This window comes from Arthrobacter sp. AG258, from assembly GCF_004364695.1.
In the GTDB taxonomy this organism is placed as follows: domain Bacteria; phylum Actinomycetota; class Actinomycetes; order Actinomycetales; family Micrococcaceae; genus Arthrobacter.
The window spans coordinates 481,567-497,970 of record NZ_SOBI01000001.1; the positions used below are offsets into that span (position 1 = coordinate 481,567).

General features: G+C 68.0%; 16 protein-coding genes. 8 read left to right on the forward strand and 8 right to left on the reverse strand.

Annotation, left to right across the window (positions count from 1 at the left end; all coding sequences use genetic code 11):
• Positions 1-3 precede the first annotated feature (3 nt).
• From DFO47_RS02295 to DFO47_RS02330, 8 genes are read right to left on the reverse strand one after another with little or no spacing between them, the layout of a single operon-like run.
• The gene (locus DFO47_RS02295; protein ID WP_133830534.1) at positions 4-1,497 is read right to left on the reverse strand and encodes a dihydrolipoamide acetyltransferase family protein; all 1,494 of its coding nucleotides are present in this window, start codon (positions 1,495-1,497) and stop codon (positions 4-6) included.
• Positions 1,490-2,470 (reverse strand): alpha-ketoacid dehydrogenase subunit beta, encoded by a 981-nt coding sequence (locus DFO47_RS02300; protein ID WP_133830535.1) that lies wholly within the window; start codon positions 2,468-2,470, stop codon positions 1,490-1,492. The genes DFO47_RS02295 and DFO47_RS02300 overlap by 8 nt, the downstream gene beginning before the upstream one ends.
• Positions 2,467-3,516 carry a pyruvate dehydrogenase (acetyl-transferring) E1 component subunit alpha gene (pdhA, locus tag DFO47_RS02305; protein ID WP_133830536.1) on the reverse strand — a complete coding sequence of 350 codons (1,050 nt, stop codon included), beginning with the start codon at positions 3,514-3,516 and terminating at the stop codon, positions 2,467-2,469. Before pdhA ends, DFO47_RS02300 begins: the two co-directional genes overlap by 4 nt.
• On the reverse strand, positions 3,513-5,369 hold the full coding sequence (gene acsA / locus DFO47_RS02310; protein WP_133830665.1) for an acetate--CoA ligase: 1,857 nt from the start codon (positions 5,367-5,369) through the stop codon (positions 3,513-3,515). The genes pdhA and acsA overlap by 4 nt, the downstream gene beginning before the upstream one ends.
• Before the next feature lie 19 nt (positions 5,370-5,388).
• A complete protein-coding gene (locus tag DFO47_RS02315; protein ID WP_133830537.1) occupies positions 5,389-6,723 on the reverse strand; it encodes an erythromycin esterase family protein in 1,335 nt (444 codons plus the stop codon).
• Positions 6,720-8,060: a phosphoribosyltransferase gene (locus tag DFO47_RS02320; protein WP_133830666.1), complete on the reverse strand. Its 1,341-nt coding sequence runs from the start codon at positions 8,058-8,060 to the stop codon at positions 6,720-6,722. The genes DFO47_RS02315 and DFO47_RS02320 overlap by 4 nt, the downstream gene beginning before the upstream one ends.
• Positions 8,061-8,065: 5 nt before the next feature.
• Complete coding sequence (locus DFO47_RS02325; protein ID WP_133830538.1) at positions 8,066-8,416, reverse strand: CU044_2847 family protein; 351 nt, start codon at positions 8,414-8,416, stop codon at positions 8,066-8,068.
• Positions 8,417-8,433: 17 nt separating this feature from the next.
• Complete coding sequence (locus tag DFO47_RS02330) at positions 8,434-8,790, reverse strand: SPW repeat protein (RefSeq protein WP_109045252.1); 357 nt, start codon at positions 8,788-8,790, stop codon at positions 8,434-8,436.
• 193 nt (positions 8,791-8,983) lie between these two features.
• Here DFO47_RS02330 and DFO47_RS02335 point away from each other — a divergent pair, with 193 nt between their 5' ends.
• From DFO47_RS02335 to DFO47_RS02370, 8 genes are all read left to right on the forward strand, one after another.
• The gene (locus DFO47_RS02335; RefSeq protein WP_133830539.1) at positions 8,984-9,331 is read left to right on the forward strand and encodes a PadR family transcriptional regulator; all 348 of its coding nucleotides are present in this window, start codon (positions 8,984-8,986) and stop codon (positions 9,329-9,331) included.
• A 2-nt stretch (positions 9,332-9,333) separates the two neighbouring features.
• On the forward strand, positions 9,334-9,699 hold the full coding sequence (locus DFO47_RS02340) for a DUF1048 domain-containing protein (protein WP_165838007.1): 366 nt from the start codon (positions 9,334-9,336) through the stop codon (positions 9,697-9,699).
• A 26-nt stretch (positions 9,700-9,725) separates the two neighbouring features.
• A complete protein-coding gene (locus tag DFO47_RS02345) occupies positions 9,726-10,541 on the forward strand; it encodes an ATP-binding cassette domain-containing protein (protein ID WP_133830540.1) in 816 nt (271 codons plus the stop codon).
• Positions 10,538-11,302: an ABC transporter permease gene (locus tag DFO47_RS02350; RefSeq protein ID WP_109045248.1), complete on the forward strand. Its 765-nt coding sequence runs from the start codon at positions 10,538-10,540 to the stop codon at positions 11,300-11,302. The genes DFO47_RS02345 and DFO47_RS02350 overlap by 4 nt, the downstream gene beginning before the upstream one ends.
• Before the next feature lie 165 nt (positions 11,303-11,467).
• Complete coding sequence (locus tag DFO47_RS02355; RefSeq protein ID WP_243835304.1) at positions 11,468-12,646, forward strand: alkaline phosphatase family protein; 1,179 nt, start codon at positions 11,468-11,470, stop codon at positions 12,644-12,646.
• On the forward strand, positions 12,647-14,350 hold the full coding sequence (locus DFO47_RS02360) for an alkaline phosphatase family protein (protein ID WP_133830542.1): 1,704 nt from the start codon (positions 12,647-12,649) through the stop codon (positions 14,348-14,350).
• Positions 14,351-14,426: 76 nt separating this feature from the next.
• A complete protein-coding gene (locus DFO47_RS02365) occupies positions 14,427-15,149 on the forward strand; it encodes a VIT family protein (protein ID WP_018761699.1) in 723 nt (240 codons plus the stop codon).
• A 204-nt stretch (positions 15,150-15,353) separates the two neighbouring features.
• Positions 15,354-16,403, forward strand: coding sequence for an iron ABC transporter substrate-binding protein (locus DFO47_RS02370; protein ID WP_018761700.1), 1,050 nt, complete (start codon positions 15,354-15,356; stop codon positions 16,401-16,403).
• Position 16,404: the final 1 nt, after the last annotated feature.

Genomic DNA, 16,404 nt, shown 5'->3' on the forward strand with positions numbered 1-16,404 from the left:
GGCTCACAGGTCCTCCGGCGTTTGCAGGAGTTCGTCGATCCTGGCCAGGAAGCGGCCGCCGCGCAGCCCGTCGCTGACCCGGTGGTCCGCGGACAGGGTGGCGGTGGCGGCGTGCCGGATCCCGAGCATCCCGTTGTGCGCCCACGGCTGTTCGAGGACCTTGCCGAAACCCACCATGGCCACCTGCGGCGGATAGATCACGCCGTAGACGCTTTCGACGCCGAGGTCGCCAAGGTTGGTCACTGTGATGGTGGGGTCGGCCATCTCCGCGCGCTGCAGCCGGCCGGCCCTGGCCCGGCTGACCAGGCCGCGCAGCTGCTCCATGAGGTCGTCCAGCGTCAGGGTGTCTGCGTCGTGCACGGCCGGGGCCACGATCCCGCCATGCCGCAGGGCCACCGCGACGCCCAGGTGCACCGCGCTGCTGGGCTGGAACGCGCCCCTGGTGAAGAAGCCGTTCATGTCCGGCACCTCTTTCGCCGCGAGGGCGGTGGCCTTGAGCAGCAGGGCGGAGGGCACCAGGCGGGCGGTGACGGGCCGCTGCTGGTTGGCCGCCTGCATCCACGCCATGGCCGCCGCAAGATCCAGGGTGGTGGCGAGGTAGTAGTGCGGGATTTCCTTCTTGGACCGGGACATCAGCGCGCCGATTGCCTGCCGCAGGCTCTCCGCCTTGCTGCCAGCCGCAGCCCGCTCCTGCCGGGGTGCTGCGGGCAGCGCCTTTTCCGGTGCGTTCCCAGGTGCCGTTGGCTGCGCGGGCGCCGGCGGGCGGGCTTCCGACGGCGGCGCTTCCGCCGGCTTGTCCGCGCCGGGTTCCCTGGCCGGCAGCCCCCGGGGCGGGACGGCGGCGAGCACGTCCTCCTCAGTGACGGCACCGCCCGGGCCCGTGCCCGTGACGGCCGGCAGGTCCACCCCTAGTTCCGCCGCCAGCCGCCGGGCCAGCGGCGAGGACCGCACGCGGTGCGCTTCGGGTGCTGTTGCCGGCTCCGGCGCCCGGGTGCCGGACGCCGCAGCGGCGCGTTCGACGTCGGCCCGGGTCACCTCTCCGCCGGCTCCGCTCCCGCTGAGGCGTCCGACGTCGACCCCCAGCGTGTGCGCCAGGTGCCGGACCGGCGGCGGAACCTTGGCGCCGGGTTCCGGGCGGCCGCCCGTGGCACCCGGGTGAGCGGGCGTTGCCTCTTTTGCTGTCAAAGGTGAGCGGGCGTCGGGGGGAATGCTGCCGGAAGTGAGCGGGGGTTGGGGCGCGGGTGGCGGCGGGAGTTCGGCGGGGGTGGCCGTGATCCGGGCGATGGGGGTCCCCACCTGCACGGTGTCGCCGATGTCCACCAGGAACTCGGCGACCACGCCGTCCTCAAAAGACTCGATGTCCATCACGGTCTTGTCCGTATCCACGGCCGCCACGAGGTCCCCCTTGTGGACGTAGTCACCCGGTTTGACCAGCCACTCCACCACCTTGCCGTGCTCCATGTCTGCGCCCAGGGACGGCATCCGGAATTCAGCCATGGGTCCCCACGGCCCTCCGGGCGGCCGCCATGACCCGCTCCACCGACGGCAGGGCTGCCTGTTCCAGGTGCTTGGCGTACGGGACGGGCACCTCCAGGCTGCACACCCGTTCCACCGGGGCGTCCAGGTCGAAGAAGGCCTGCTCGCAGATCCTGGCGGCAATCTCCGCCGAGAGGCTGCCGCTGCGCCAGCCCTCGTCCACCACCACAGCCCGGTGGGTCCGGGCCACGCTGTCCATGATGGTGGGCGCATCCAGCGGCCGGAGCGTCCGGAGGTCGATCACGTCGGCCTCGATGCCTTCGGCGGCCAGCAGGTCCGCGGCCTCCAGCACCATCGGCAGCGTGCCGCCGTAGGTGATAAGCGTCAGTCCGTCCCCGTGGCGCACCACCGCCGCCTTGTCGATGTCCACGGCGCCGGCGTCGTCGTCGAGCTCGCCGGCCACGTTGTACAGCGAGCCGTGCTCGAAGAACAGCACCGGGTCCGGGTCCTGCAGCGCGGTCCAGAGCATGCCCCGGGCGTCGGCCAAAGTGGCGGGGGCCAGGATGCGCAGCCCGGGAATGTGCGCGTACCAGCCTTCCAGGCTGTGCGAGTGCTGGGCACCGAGCTGCCGCCCGGCGCCGGTGGTCATCCGGATGACGATGGGCACGTTGAACTGGCCGCCGGACATGTGCAGCAACGTGGCGGCGTTGTTGATGATCTGGTCCAGCGCCAGCAGGCTGAAGTTCACTGTCATGATTTCGACGACGGGCCGCATCCCGCCCAGCGCCGCACCGATCCCCGCCCCGACGAACCCGGACTCGGACAGCGGCGTGTCACGGATCCGTTCGGGCCCGAACTCCTCCAGCAGCCCCAGGCTCACGGCGAAGCTGCCGCCGTACCTGCCCACGTCCTCGCCCATGAGGAACACCCGCTCGTCGCGCTGCATCGCGTCACGGAGGGCCGCCCGCATCGCTTCCCGGTACGTGGTTTTCATCCTGCCGCCCCTTCTTTCCCGGCGCCGCCGCCGGCGGTGGCAACGCCGCTGCCGGCCTCCGGCGGGTCGCTGTACACAAACCGCATGAGTTCGGACACCGGTTCCGGCGTGCCGTTCTCGGCGAACCCGACCGCGGTGCTGATCTCGGCGTCCACGTCCGCCGCCAGCGCCGCCCAGGTCTCCTCCGGCAGCTGGCCCGCGGCCTGCATGGTTCCCTGCAACAGGCTGATCGGGTCCCGTTCCATCCAGCGGGACACCTCCGTTTTCTCCCGGTACAGCTCCGGATCGAACATGGAGTGGGCGCGGAAGCGGTAGGTGCGCAGTTCCAGGAAGTGCGGTCCGCCGCCGGACCGGACGGCATCCACCGCCCGCCGGGCAGCTTCCTCGACGGCGAGCACGTCCATCCCGTCCACGGCCCACGCGGAGATTTCGTACCCGGCGGCCTTGAGCGCGATGTCCGTCTGGGATTCGGAACGGCCCAGCGCGGTGCCCATGGCGTAGAGGTTGTTCTCGCAGCAGAACAGCACCGGGAGCTGCCACAGTGCGGCCAGGTTCATGCTTTCGTGGAACTCGCCTTCGGCCACGGCGCCTTCGCCGAAGAAGCAGGCGGTCACGCGCTGGCGCCCGGCCATCCGGTCCGCGAGCGCCAGGCCGACGGCAAGCGGCAGGCCACCGGCCACGATCGCGTTTCCGCCGTAGAAGCGCGCGTCGGCGTCGAAGAGGTGCATGGAACCGCCGCGGCCGCGGCAGCAGCCCTCGGCGTGGCCGTACATTTCGGCGAGGATGGCACCGGCGGAGACGCCGCGGAGCAGGGCGTGGCCGTGCTCCCGGTAGGTGGCCACCACCGCGTCGTCCGGTGCCAGCGTTTCCATCACCCCGGCGGCCACGGCTTCCTCGCCGATGTACACGTGCAGGAAACCGCGGATCTTGGCCGCGCTATACAGCTCAATGCATTTTTCTTCGAGCCGGCGGACCCGCAGCATCTGCCGCAACAGGTGCAGGGCGTGTTCCTGGTCGCGGATGGCCTGATTCCGCAGGGTGCTCATGGCTGCTCCTTGCCGAGGCCCGGCGCAGGTCCGGCCGGGGCCTCCAGGGTTGAGGTGTCGCCTTCGGGCAGTCCCAGCTCGCGGGCTTTCAGGAGCCGGCGCAGGATCTTTCCGCTCCGGGTCTTGGGCAGCGTGCTGGTGAAGTCGAGCAGCCGGGGTGCGACGGCGGCGCCCAGCCGTTTCCGGGCGAAGCCGATGATCTCCAGTTGCAGGTCCTCGCTGGGCTGGTTGCCCGGCTTGAGTTCCACGAAGGCCTTGACCACCTCGCCGGCCACGGGGTCCGGTACTCCGATCACCCCGGCTTCGGCCACCGCAGGGTGCTCCATCAGGCAGCTTTCCACCTCGAACGGGCCGATCAGGTGGCCTGAGGACTTGATGACGTCGTCGCCACGGCCGACGAACCAGAAGTAGCCGTCGGCGTCCCGTTTCGCCAGGTCGCCGGTGAGATACCAGCCGCCGGCGAAGCACCGCCGGTACCGCTCCTCCTCGTTGAGGTAGCCACGGAACATGGATGGCCACCCGGGGCGCAGCGCCAGCTCACCCATGGTGTCCGGTTCCGTGACCAGGACCGCCTGGCCGTCGGTAATGACCGCTTTACCGTTGGCGTCCCGTGCCACGAGCGCAGCCTCGATGCCGGGGAGCGGCCGGCCCATGGACCCGGGGCGGACGTCCATGGCGGGATAGTTGGCGATCATGATCCCGCCGGTCTCGGTCTGCCACCAGTTGTCGTGCACCGGCAGGCCCAGGACCTCCTGGCCCCACACCACCGCCTCGGGGTTCAGCGGCTCCCCCACGCTGGCGACGAAGCGCAGCGCCGAAAGGTCATGCCCGGCTGCCCGTTCGGCCCCGGCCTTCATGAGCATCCGCAGTGCCGTGGGGGCGGTGTACCAGACGCTGACGTGCTGGTCCGCAAGGATCCGGTACCAGCGGTCGGCGTCCAGCTCCTCCTCGTCCACGATGGCGGTGACGCCGTGCACCAGCGGCGCGATGATGCCGTAGGACATGCCGGTCACCCAGCCGGGATCGGCGGTGCACCAGTAGACGTCCTGCGGGTGCAGGTCCAGGGCGAAGCGGCCGGTGGCGTAATGGGCGGCCACGGCGCCATGGACGTGGATGGCGCCCTTGGGCGTGCCGGTGGTGCCGCTGGTGAAGTGCAGCAGGGCCATGTCCTCCGGCTGGGTGCCTGCGACCTCCCCGATCGGGTCCCCCCGGGACAGGAGTTCGGCCAGGTCAAGGGTCCCGGGGTCGGGGGTGCCGTCCGCGTCCGCCAGCAGGATGTGGCGGAGTTCGGGAAGGCTGTCCCGCACCGGTGCCACCTTCTTGCGGTACAAAGCCCTGGTGGTGACCAGTGCCCGTCCGGCACCGAGGTGCAGCCGCTGCCTGACCGGTTCGGGGCCGAACGCGGAGAAGAGCGGGCAGAAGACGCTGCCGTTCTTGAAGGTTCCCAGCACCGCGGCATACAGCTCCGGGCTGCGGCCCAGGAGGGAGAAGACCCGCTCACCGCGCCCCACCCCCAGGGTCCGGAGCACTGCCGCGAACCTGCCGGACTGCTCCGCAAGGTCACCGTAGCCAAGGGACCGGGTGCCGCCGTCGGCCCTGATGAAGCGCAGGGCTTCCTTGCCGCCGCGGCCTTCGGCCACGTGGCGGTCAACGGCCTCGTAGGCGATGTTCAGCCCCCGGCCCCCGGGCAGCCCGGCCAGTGCCTGCCGGGCTTGGTCCCAGCTGAAGTCGCGCCGGGCGGCGTCGTAGTCCGGCATGTTGGGCGGCACCGGGAAGGCAGCCACGTCCTTGATGATGGCGGGCCAGCGCGTGGAACCCTGGACGTCGGAGGCCGCGGTGCTCGGCTGGTCCATCATGCTCCTTTGGTTTGGCCTAGAACCCGCTGGGTTCGGTCTCGAGCTCAGGTTCGCCGGGCTGGTCCTCATGGTGCAGCGGGCGCAGCGCTTCAGTCCGTGGATGCCAGAACAACGCGTCGTAGCGATCCCCCATCCGGGTGGGCACGTAGTTGCCCCATTCCCGCCGCGGGTTGTAAACAACACCTATGGCCCGGTGCCCGCGCCAGGCCGCCAGCCAGGGACCGGTCCGGTCTGCCCCGAACACCAGCAGGGACCGTTCCCCCAGCACCTCGTTCAGCAGGTCCTCGTGACTGCCCGGCACAGCGGCCGGAACGTCCATCACCCGCTCCGGAGAGCCCCACGACTCGGCCGCCGTGACGGACCCTGAGTAGGACGCAAACCCCGCCAGCACCACCTGTCCCGCGTGGCGTTGGCGGAGCAGCTGTCCGACGTTGACCATCCCGCCATGCGCCATATCCGTAGCCCGGGCGTCGCCCACATGCGTGTTGTGCGCCCACACCAGCCCCTTGGATGCGGGCCCGTGGTGGCGTGCGATGCGGTCGGCGGTGTCGCTCATGTGAAGGTCGCGGATATTCCAGGACTGCTGGTCGCCGCGCACCATGGTCCGGTAGTAATGCTCGGCGTTGGCAGCGACGACGGCGTTCTGGAATGCGTCAAAAGCGGCGGGATCGTCCTGCATCCGGCCAAGTGCGCGCCGCCGGACTTCAGCCAGCAATGCCACCACGTCCGCTTCGCAGGACTGCGGAACCAGGCGGTTCCCCACGGCGTAGCGCTGGGGATCCTCCCGGAAGGGAATGAAGCAATGCCAGGCCCGCAAGGCAGCCGGCAGGGCATCCGGGGCGTTGTTGTCCAGCCATGCGAAGATCTCCCGCAGGGAGTCCCACAGGGAGTAGACATCCAGGCCGTAGAAGCCCGTCCGCTGGTCTGCGGGGAGCCGGAGGTTCCACTCACGCAGCCACGTCAGGAAGTCGGCAACCTCATGGTTGGCCCACATCCAGGTGGGCCAGCGTTCAAAACCGGCCAGCAACCGCCGCGCATCGAGGTCCTGCCCGGATTCTCCCCTGACCCAACGGTTGATGCGCCAGCAGTCGGGCCAGTCGCCTTCCACGCCAACCCAGGTGAAGCCGTATTCTTCGATCAGCCGGCGGCTGAGAAGCGCCCGCCAGTGGTAGTACTCCTGGGTGCCGTGGGACGCCTCGCCCAGGCACACGAATCGGGCGGGAGCTGCGAGGCGGACCAACGGTTCAAGCCCGTCGGCGGTGGCCAGGGGGTGCGCGAGCCGGCGGATTTCTGCGGCCTCCGCCGCATGTTCCGGCTCGCGTTCCAGCGGCCGGCCTGCGTCGGCGGTCATTCCCTGGCCTCCGGTACGGTACGGCCCACCGGTGACGGCAGCAGGTAGTGGTGGAACCAGCCGGCAGCCAGGTTCGCGGCCAATGCCAGGGTTCCGGGCTCCTCGAACAGGTGGGTGGCCCCCGGGACGATCTCGAGCCGGGTGGGCGCCTGCATGCGTGCCATTGCCTGGCGGTTGAGTGCGAGGACCTGGGAGTCGGCACTTCCAACGATCAGGAGGGTGGGGGCCCTGACGGCGTCGAGCCGCGGGCCGGCAAGGTCAGGCCGTCCGCCCCGGGACACGACGGCGGCAACTTCGGCGCCGGGCTCGGCAGCGGCCCACAGCGCTGCTCCGGCACCGGTGCTCGCGCCGAAGTAGCCGATCCGTCCGGCCGAGCCGTCATGCCGCACCTCCAGCCAGTGGGTGGCGGCTGAGAGGCGCCGGGCCAGGAGCGCGATATCGAAGACATTGGCACGGTTGACTTCCTCCTCGGGGGTCAGCAGGTCCAGGAGCAAGGTGCCCAGGCCCGCCCCGTGCAGGACGGAGGCCACGAAACGGTTGCGCGGGCTGTGCCGGCTGCTGCCGCTGCCGTGGGCGAAGATCACCGTGCCGTCGCACACGGCCGGCAGGTAGAGGCTGCCCCGCAGCACGGCCATCCCGTCCGGGATCTCGACCTCGTCCACCAGGCTTCCGTCGCTCCCTTCGACGCCGCCATGGGACGGCGGGGATGCGGCTGCATCCAGCAACTGCACCACCTCGCCATCCTCGGTGGGGGAAAAGTCGTGGTAGTAGTAGCCCACGGCCTGGAAGTCCTGGGGCGAGAGCAGGCAGACGACGTCGTCCGGTTCCTTGAGCTCCACGATGGCCCGGGCAGGGGCCACGGGCACGGCAAGGATGACTTTCGCGGCTCCCAGGTGCCGCGCCACCTGGCAGGCGGCCTTGGCAGTGGAGCCGGTGGCGATGCCGTCGTCCACGATCACCGCGGTGCGGCCGGTGAGGTCGAGCCTGGGGCGCCCCTGCCGGAACCGTGCCACCCTGCTCTCCAGCAGGGTGCGCTCCCGCCGTTCCACCTGCTGCAGGTCCTCCTGGGAGACGCGGGCCATGGAGATGGTGCGTGGATCCAAGACCCGGACGTTGCCCTCCCCGATGGCTCCCATGGCCACCTCAGGCTGGAACGGGACGCCCAGTTTCCGGACCACGATCACGTCCAGTGGCGCCTCGAGGGCCTTGGCGACCTCGAACGCCACGGGCACGCCGCCTCGGGGCAGGCCCAGCACCACCACGTTCTGTCCCCGGAGTCCGGTGAGCCGCTTGCCCAGGCGCCGCCCGGCGTCGGCCCTGTTCAGGAATGCAACCATCACGCTCACCCGCCATGTGGGAGTTCTTCCGCGGGGAGGATCGCCCCGGCCGCGGGGGTCCAGGACATCCGGAGGACGAAATGGGCCTCGGAACTGCTCCTGGCTATCATCGCCCCCGCGTCTCCCGCCAGATTCACGCCAAATTCGATTTCGATCTGTTCCGGGTACAGCTCCGCCATGGCCTCAAGTGCGGCGTGGGCCGCCGGTCGGACGCTGGCGAGTGCATCTTCCAGCCTCCTGCCGGTGTCCAGGATCCCCTGCTCGTTGCGCGCGGGGTGGTCCACCCCATAGCTGTTGTCGGCAGCCTCAACGAGCACGGTCCCGGATCCCACCTCATACCGCATCACTTCAGTCATGGCGGATGCTCCCCTGTCTAGTGCGAGATGCGCAGGTTGTGCTGGGCATCCGTGCTCGGCTTGATGGCCACCGCGGTGACCACCAGCGCCACTGCCCCCGCAATCCACGACGTCCACGCTGCGCCCGTCGCGCCCGTGTAGGACCCCAGCCACGGCGAGAGGATCAAGACTGCGGCAATGACAGCCTGGGCGTATTCCATGACCGGTGTTCCGGGCATGGCCAGGTTGATGATGCCGCTGACCACCAGGAGCCCGCCGAAGACGAGCATGAGGGTGGTGGACATGTTTTGCTGCTGCGTAAACAAGACCGCCACGGCGGTGAAGAGTCCAGCGGCAGCCGCTACATAGTCCTGCCACCGATACCACTTTTTCACTGATCTTTCCTTTCTGGTGTGGGCGGTACGCCAGTACGTCTCCGCCCTATGGGCCTCTGCTGCCCATGGTTCAAGTCAACGCCTGCGCTCATGCACCCAATAGGGCAGAAAGACCTGCCCAGGGGGTTGCGCGCCGACTACTCAGTGTTACTATCTACTAGTAGTCAGCAACACTAGGTACCAAGGGGATTCCATGGGCAAGCAAATGACCGAAATGCTCAAGGGCACGCTGGAGGGCATTGTCCTGGCGCTCCTGGCCGTCCAGCCGGCATACGGCTACGAAATCACCGCCCGGCTGCGTGAACAGGGCTTTTCGGACATCGTCGAGGGCACGGTCTACGCACTGCTGGTCCGCATCGAACAGCGCGGCCTGGTGGACGTCGCCAAAGTCCCCTCGGAAAAAGGACCTCCCCGGAAGGTCTATTCGCTGAACGCCTCCGGCAGCGGTTACCTGGACGAGTTCTGGACTTCCTGGAGCTTCCTCGCCGAACGGATCGAGCAGCTCCACCACACCAACCACCAGCAGGAAAAAGGAGAATGACCATGACGCAGGGATGGCTCGAAAAAGTCACCGGATCCTTCGACGACAAGAAGCGCTGGCGCCAATACAAGGCCCGCAAAGAACAGCTGCCCGGCAGCTACCGGACCACCATCGACGCTCTGGAACGCTACTTCACGTATGCGGGTGCCATCGTCAAAGGCGACATCCTCATGCAGATGCTCGAGGACCTGGCCGACCTCATCGAGGGGGCCGCAGCGGACGGAACCCCGATCCGCGACATCGTTGGCGATGACCCCGTGGAGTTTGCCGAAACCTTCATCAGCAACTACTCGGACGGCCAGTGGATCAACAAGGAGCGCAAGCGCCTCACCGACACCATCAACCAGGCCGCTTCCGGCGAAGCCTGAGAGATCCCACACCGGAAGGACCAGCCGTGACCACAGACCAGGCCCTGCAACCCGCCATCCGGGTCCAGGGCATCGAAAAGTCGTTCAAGGACCTGCACGTGCTGCGGGGCGTCGACTTTGACGTGACGCCGGGAAGCATCTTTGCGCTGCTCGGATCCAACGGCGCCGGAAAAACCACGCTGGTGAAGATCCTGTCCACCCTGCTGAAGCCGGATGCCGGCACGGCCACGGTGAACGGTTTCGACACCGGCACGGAACCCGCGCACGTCCGGGAATCCATCAGCCTCACCGGCCAGTTCACAGCTGTGGACGACGTCCTCACGGGCCGGGAAAACCTGGTGCTGGTGGCCCGGCTGCGCCACCTGGCCAGCCCGGACGCGGTTGCCGGCGCCCTGCTGGACCGGTTCGACCTGGCCGAGGCCGCACACCGCAGGGCAGGCACCTACTCCGGCGGGATGCGGCGGCGCCTGGACATTGCCATGAGCCTGATCGGAAACCCCAGTGTCCTCTTCCTCGACGAACCCACCACCGGGCTGGATCCGCAGGCACGCAACGAGGTATGGCGGACCATCCGGCACCTCGCGGGCCAAGGCACCACCGTGCTGCTCACCACCCAGTACCTCGATGAGGCAGAACAACTCGCGGACCGCATCGCCATCCTGCACCAAGGCGTCATCATCCAAAACGGGACGCTGGCCGAACTCAAGCAACTCCTGCCTGCTGCCACGGTGGAATACGTGGAGAAACAGCCTTCGCTCGAGGACGTCTTCCTGTCCCTGGTGGGTTCCGCCCCGGACAGCCGTGCCAGCGGCGCCTCGGCGCAAGGAAAGGACCACCGATGAGCACCCACGCCTTGCGGGATACCGGCGTTCTGACCGGCCGCTCGCTGCGGCACATCCTGCGCAGCCCGGACACCATCATCACCACCGCGGTGACGCCCGTGGCCATGATGCTGCTGTTCGTCTACGTGTTCGGCGGCGCCATCACCACCGGCTCAGGAGGCTCCTATGTGAACTACCTCCTGCCCGGCATCCTCCTGATCACCGTCGCCTCGGGCGTGGCCTACACCGCCTACCGGCTGTTCCTGGACGTCAAGGGCGGGATCGTCGAAAGGCTCGGATCCATGCCGATCGCCAGGCCCAGCATCCTGTGGGCCCATGTCCTCACGTCGCTGGCCGCCAACCTCGCGGCGATCGCCATCGTGATCGGCGTTGCGGTCCTCATGGGGTTCCGCAGCGGCGCATCCTTGGCAGCGTGGCTCGCCGTCGCCGGAATCCTGGTCCTGTTCACCCTGGCCCTGACCTGGCTGGCGGTCGTTGCCGGCCTGACCGCCAAGACGGTGGATGGCGCCAGCGGCATGAGTTACCCGCTGATTTTCCTGCCGTTCATCAGTTCGGCGTTCGTTCCCACGGCCACCATGCCCGGCCCGGTCGCCTGGTTTGCCGAGAACCAGCCGGTGACTCCGATCGTGGACACCCTCCGTGCGCTGCTCGCGCAGGAACCCGTGGGCACCGGGATCTGGACGGCGCTTGCCTGGCTGGCCGGGATCCTCGCCGTGGCGTACGCGGCCGCTGCAGCCATTTACCGCCGGAAAGTGGGCTGAGGACGCAACCCGGACAGATTCACTGCGAACTCACAGGAAGTGCCCGTGCAAATCCGGGCCGCGGTATGCAAGAGTGTCCGCAACGCTGGGGAGCCGATACCTGCCGGCCGGGCTGCCACGCAGCCCGGCCGGCAGGCCCGCAGCGACGAACAAGTGAGGCCGGGCGTGAAAAACAGCACTGAGCGCCACACCGGGGCGGCCCGACGCCGGGCCCCCGGCCTGCTCCTGCTTCCGGCCCTCCTGCTGCCCACCTTGGCGGCATGCACTCCGAATGGCCCCGCGCCCACGCCTGCCCCGTCTGTGTCCAGCAGCACGGCAGGCACCCCGGCACCCAGGCCCAGCGCCACCAAGGACCCTGCAAGCCACATCCAAACGCCCGGCCACGTGTTCGTCATCAACTTGGAAAACAAAGGATACGACTCCGCATGGGGTGACCATTCCCCCGCGCCCTACCTCTCCGGAACGCTCCGCAAGAAGGGCGTCCTGCTCAAGAACTACTACGGCATCGCCCACAATTCACTGCCCAACTACCTGGCCCAGATATCAGGCCAGCGGCCCAACGACAGCACCATGGCCGACTGCCACACCTACACCGAGTTCAACGCCACCGGCACCGACTCGGAAGGCACCCTTCAAGGCGACGGCTGCGTCTACCCCCAGGACACCCAAACCTTGGCCGGGCAACTGGCCGCCCAGGGCAAGACGTGGAGGGGCTACATGGAGGACATGCAGGAGCCATGCGAACACCCGCCGCTGGGCGAGCCTGACAACCACATCAAGGCCAGCCCGGAGAGCCAGTACTCCACGCACCACAACCCCTTTGTGTACTTCCGCTCCATCACCTCCTCACCGGACTGTGCCAGGAACGTGGTCAACTTCGCAGCGCTCGCGGGCGACCTGAAGTCCGTGGACACCACGCCCACCCTGTCCTACATCACACCCAACCTGTGCCACGACGGCCATGACGCCACGTGTGCCGACGGCACCACCGGCGGCCTGGAAGCGGTGGACGGATGGTTGAAGGAGCAGGTGCCGGCCATCCTGTCCTCACCGGCCTACAAGCAGGACGGGATGCTGGTGATCACCTTCGACGAGGCCGAGGGCGACTCGTCCGGTCCGCCTGAATCAGACACGGCAAGCCCGGCCGGCGGCGCCGCGGGGGGCAAGGTGGGCGCGCTGGTGCTCTCGCCGTTCAGCAACGCGGGCACGTCCTCGGACCGGGCCTACAACCACTACAGCCTGCTGGCCAGCATCGAGGACTTCTTCTTCCTCCCCCGGCTGGGGCTGGCCGGCGATCCCGGGGTCGCCACCTTTGGCGACGACGTATTCCGGAAGGAGTCCTAGGTGAAGCTTCCATGGAACGGCCGACGCCGGACAGTCCTGGCAGACCTCGTTGCGCTGGCGGTCCTGGTGGTTCTCGCCGTCGTCCTTCCCAACGCGTTGCGCGCCGGCCCGCCGGCACCCACCACGCCCTCCTCCGCCCCGGCCCAGGATGCGGGCGCGGGCGCTGCCGCCGGCCAGGGCGCCTCTGCGGACGCCGGGATCTCCAAGATCAAGCACGTGGTGATCATCACCCAGGAAAACAGGTCCTTCGACAGCTACTTCGGGACCTACCCCGGCGCAGACGGCATCCCCATGAAGGACGGAAAGCCCGCCGTGTGCCTCCCGGATCCGGCAAATGGCGGCTGCATCGCCCCCTTCTACAACTCCGCGGACAGCAACGCCGGCGGTCCGCACAGCCACGCCGACGCCACCGGGGACATCAACGGCGGCGCCATGGACGGGTTCGTAGCCCAGGCGGAGAAGGGGCTCTCCGGCTGCAGCGCCGCCAGCACCAAGTGCACGTACAGCACCACCATGCCCACCGACGTGATGGGCTACCACGACGGGCGGGACCTGCCCAACTACTGGGCCTACGCGCAGAATTTCACCCTCGAGGACCACCTGTTCGCCTCGGCGGCGTCCTGGAGCCTGCCCGCCCACCTCTACCTGGTCTCGGAATGGTCGGCGAAATGCAGCAAAGCCGGGGACCCGTCGTCGTGCGTGAACGCCCTGCAGGACCCGGACCCCGAACCCGAGCCGCAAATCATCAAGGACACCCTGATCGGCAAATGCCAGGCCGGCATGGACCTGGACCCCTGCCGTGAGGCCCTGGAAGCGGCGGGGATCGATCCGGGCCTCGCTGCCCAGATCGACCAGCTGATCGGAACCAGCTGCCAGCCCACCGATTCCTACGCCGTCTGCCAGGCAGCCGTGGACGCCGCCCCGGTGTCCGATGACCTGAAGAAGAAGCTCACCGACGCCGCCAAGAAACTGGAACTGCCCGACTACGCCTGGACGGACCTGACCTTCCTGCTCCACAAGCACCAGGTGTCCTGGGCCTACTACGTCTTCAACGGCACCGAACCGGACTGCCGGAACGACGCCGCCACCTGCGACCCCGTCAAGCAGGACGCCAAGACCCCCGGCCTGTGGAACCCGCTGCTGTACTTCGACACCGTCAAGGAAGACGGCGAGCAAGGCAACATCAAACCCCTGGGCGGGTTCTACGACGCCGCCCGGCAGGGCACCCTGCCGGCGGTCACCTGGGTGGCACCCACCGACAAGGTCAGCGAACACGCCCCCGCCAAGATCAGCACCGGGCAGGCCTACGTGGCCGGCCTCATTAACGCGGTGATGAGCGGTCCGGACTGGGACAGCACCGCCATCTTCCTCACCTGGGACGACTGGGGCGGGTTCTACGACCACGAAAACCCGCCGGTGGTGGACAACAACGGCTACGGCCTGCGCGTGCCCGGCCTGGTGATCAGCCCGTACGCCCGGAAGGGCTACATCGACCACCAGGTGCTGAGCCACGACGCCTACTTCAAATTCATTGAGGACGACTTCCTGGGCGGCGAACGGATCGATCCTGCCACGGACGGACGGCCCGACGCACGGCCCGACGTCCGTGAAAACAACCCGCAGCTGGGCGACCTCGCCAAGTCCTTCGACTTCACCCAGGCCCCGCTGCCGCCCCTGATTCTGCCGAATGCCACCACCTACTGACGCCCGGCGTTTCCGGGCCGGTTAGGGGATGCAAACCTTTGTGGTAAACGGAACCGGGCGGTGGTTAACTGCCAGCATGTCTGAAACCGTGAAGCTCAGCCACAACGAACCCCACGACAGCAGCGTGGCCGCCCGCCTGAACTGGCTGCGGGCCGGTGTCCTGGGCGCCAACGACGGTATCGTCTCCGTCGCGGCAACCGTAGTGGGCGTCGCGGGCGTGACCAACGACCTCGCCCCGATCCTGGTGGCGGGAACGGCCGCCGTGGTGGGCGGCGCCGTGTCCATGGCCCTTGGCGAATACGTGTCCGTCAGCAGCCAGAGCGACAGCCAGCGGGCATTGATCGAAAAGGAACGCCAAGAGCTCCGGGACGATCCCGACGGCGAGCTGGCCGAGCTCGCGGAGATCTACCAGGCCAAGGGGCTCAGCGAAGCCACGGCCCGGACCGTCGCCGAGGAGCTGACGGCGAAGGACGCGTTGAAGGCGCACCTGTCCGCCGAACTGAACATCGACGAGGAGGAGGTGGTAAGCCCCTGGCATGCCGCGTTCGCCTCCGCGATCGCCTTCACGGTGGGCGCCGTACTGCCGATGCTGGCCATCATTTTCCCGCCGGAGCAGGCGCGCATCCCGGTCACGTTCGTCGCCGTGATCCTGGCGCTCGCCTTGACCGGCACCGTCAGCGCCAGGATTGGCGGAAGCTCCAAGCGCAAGGCAACCCTGCGGCTCGTGGTGGGCGGCGCACTCGCCATGGCCTTCACGTTTGCGGTGGGCAGCCTCCTGGGCACCACGGGCATCGCCTAGCGGGCCGCCGGGGTACCGGCGGGACCTTCGAGGCTAATTACGTCACGCCATGTTTGCGTAATTGATGTGAACCTCGTCACTTAAAGCGCTTTCCGGCTTGGAGCTTAGGTTTGCCTACCCTACAGTTTTTGAACATAGGCACCGCCTCCCGGTGCCCGTAAAGACTTAGGTTCACGCAGACTTTTCCCCACGAAAGCAGCCTCAATGAAGATCCGCAACAGCGCGCTGGCAGGCATCGCACTCGCCGCCACCGCAGCTCTCGGCCTGACCGCCTGCGGCGGTGGCACGCCCGCCGGTGACAGCTCCGCTTCCAACGGCGCCCCCTCCGGCGAGATCACTGTCTACAACGCCCAGCACGAGAGCCTGACCAAGGAATGGGTGGACGCCTTCACGGCGGAAACCGGCATCAAGGTGACCCTCCGCCAGGGCGACGACACCGAAATGTCCAACCAGATCATCCAGGAAGGCCAGGCGTCCCCCGCGGACGTGTTCCTCACCGAAAACTCCCCCGCCATGACGCAGGTGGAGAACGCCGGCCTGTTCGCCGACGTCAACAAGGACACCCTGGCCCAGGTTCCCGCCGAGTTCGCGCCGTCCACCGGCAAGTGGACGGGCATCGCCGCCCGGTCCACCGTCCTGGTGTACAACAAGACCAAGCTCACCGAGGACCAGCTGCCCAAGTCCATGCTGGACCTGGCCAAGCCGGAGTGGAAGGGCCGCTGGGCCGCTTCGCCCACCGGCGCCGACTTCCAGGCCATCGTCTCCGCGCTGCTGGAACTCAAGGGTGAAGGCGCCACCGAAGACTGGCTCAAGGCCATGAAGGACAACTCCAAGGCCTACAAGGGGAACAGCACGGCCATGAAGGCGGTCAACGCCGGCGAAGTGGACGCCGCGCTGATCTACCACTACTACTACTATGGCGACCAGGCCAAGACCGGCGAGAACTCCAGCAACGTCACGCCGTACTACTTCAAGAACGAGGACCCGGGCGCGTTCCTTTCCGTCTCCGGCGGCGGCGTGCTCAAGTCCTCCAAGAATGCTGCAGCTGCGCAGGCGTTCCTGAAGTTCATCACCGGCAAGAAGGGACAGGAAGTCCTGAAGAACGGAACGTCGTTCGAATACGCCATTGGCTCCGATGTGCCCGCCAACGACAAACTGGTGCCCATCAAGGACCTGCAGGCGCCCAAGGTTGACGCCGCAAAGCTCAACTCCCAGAAGGTCAGCGATCTGATGACCCAGGCCGGACTCCTCTAAT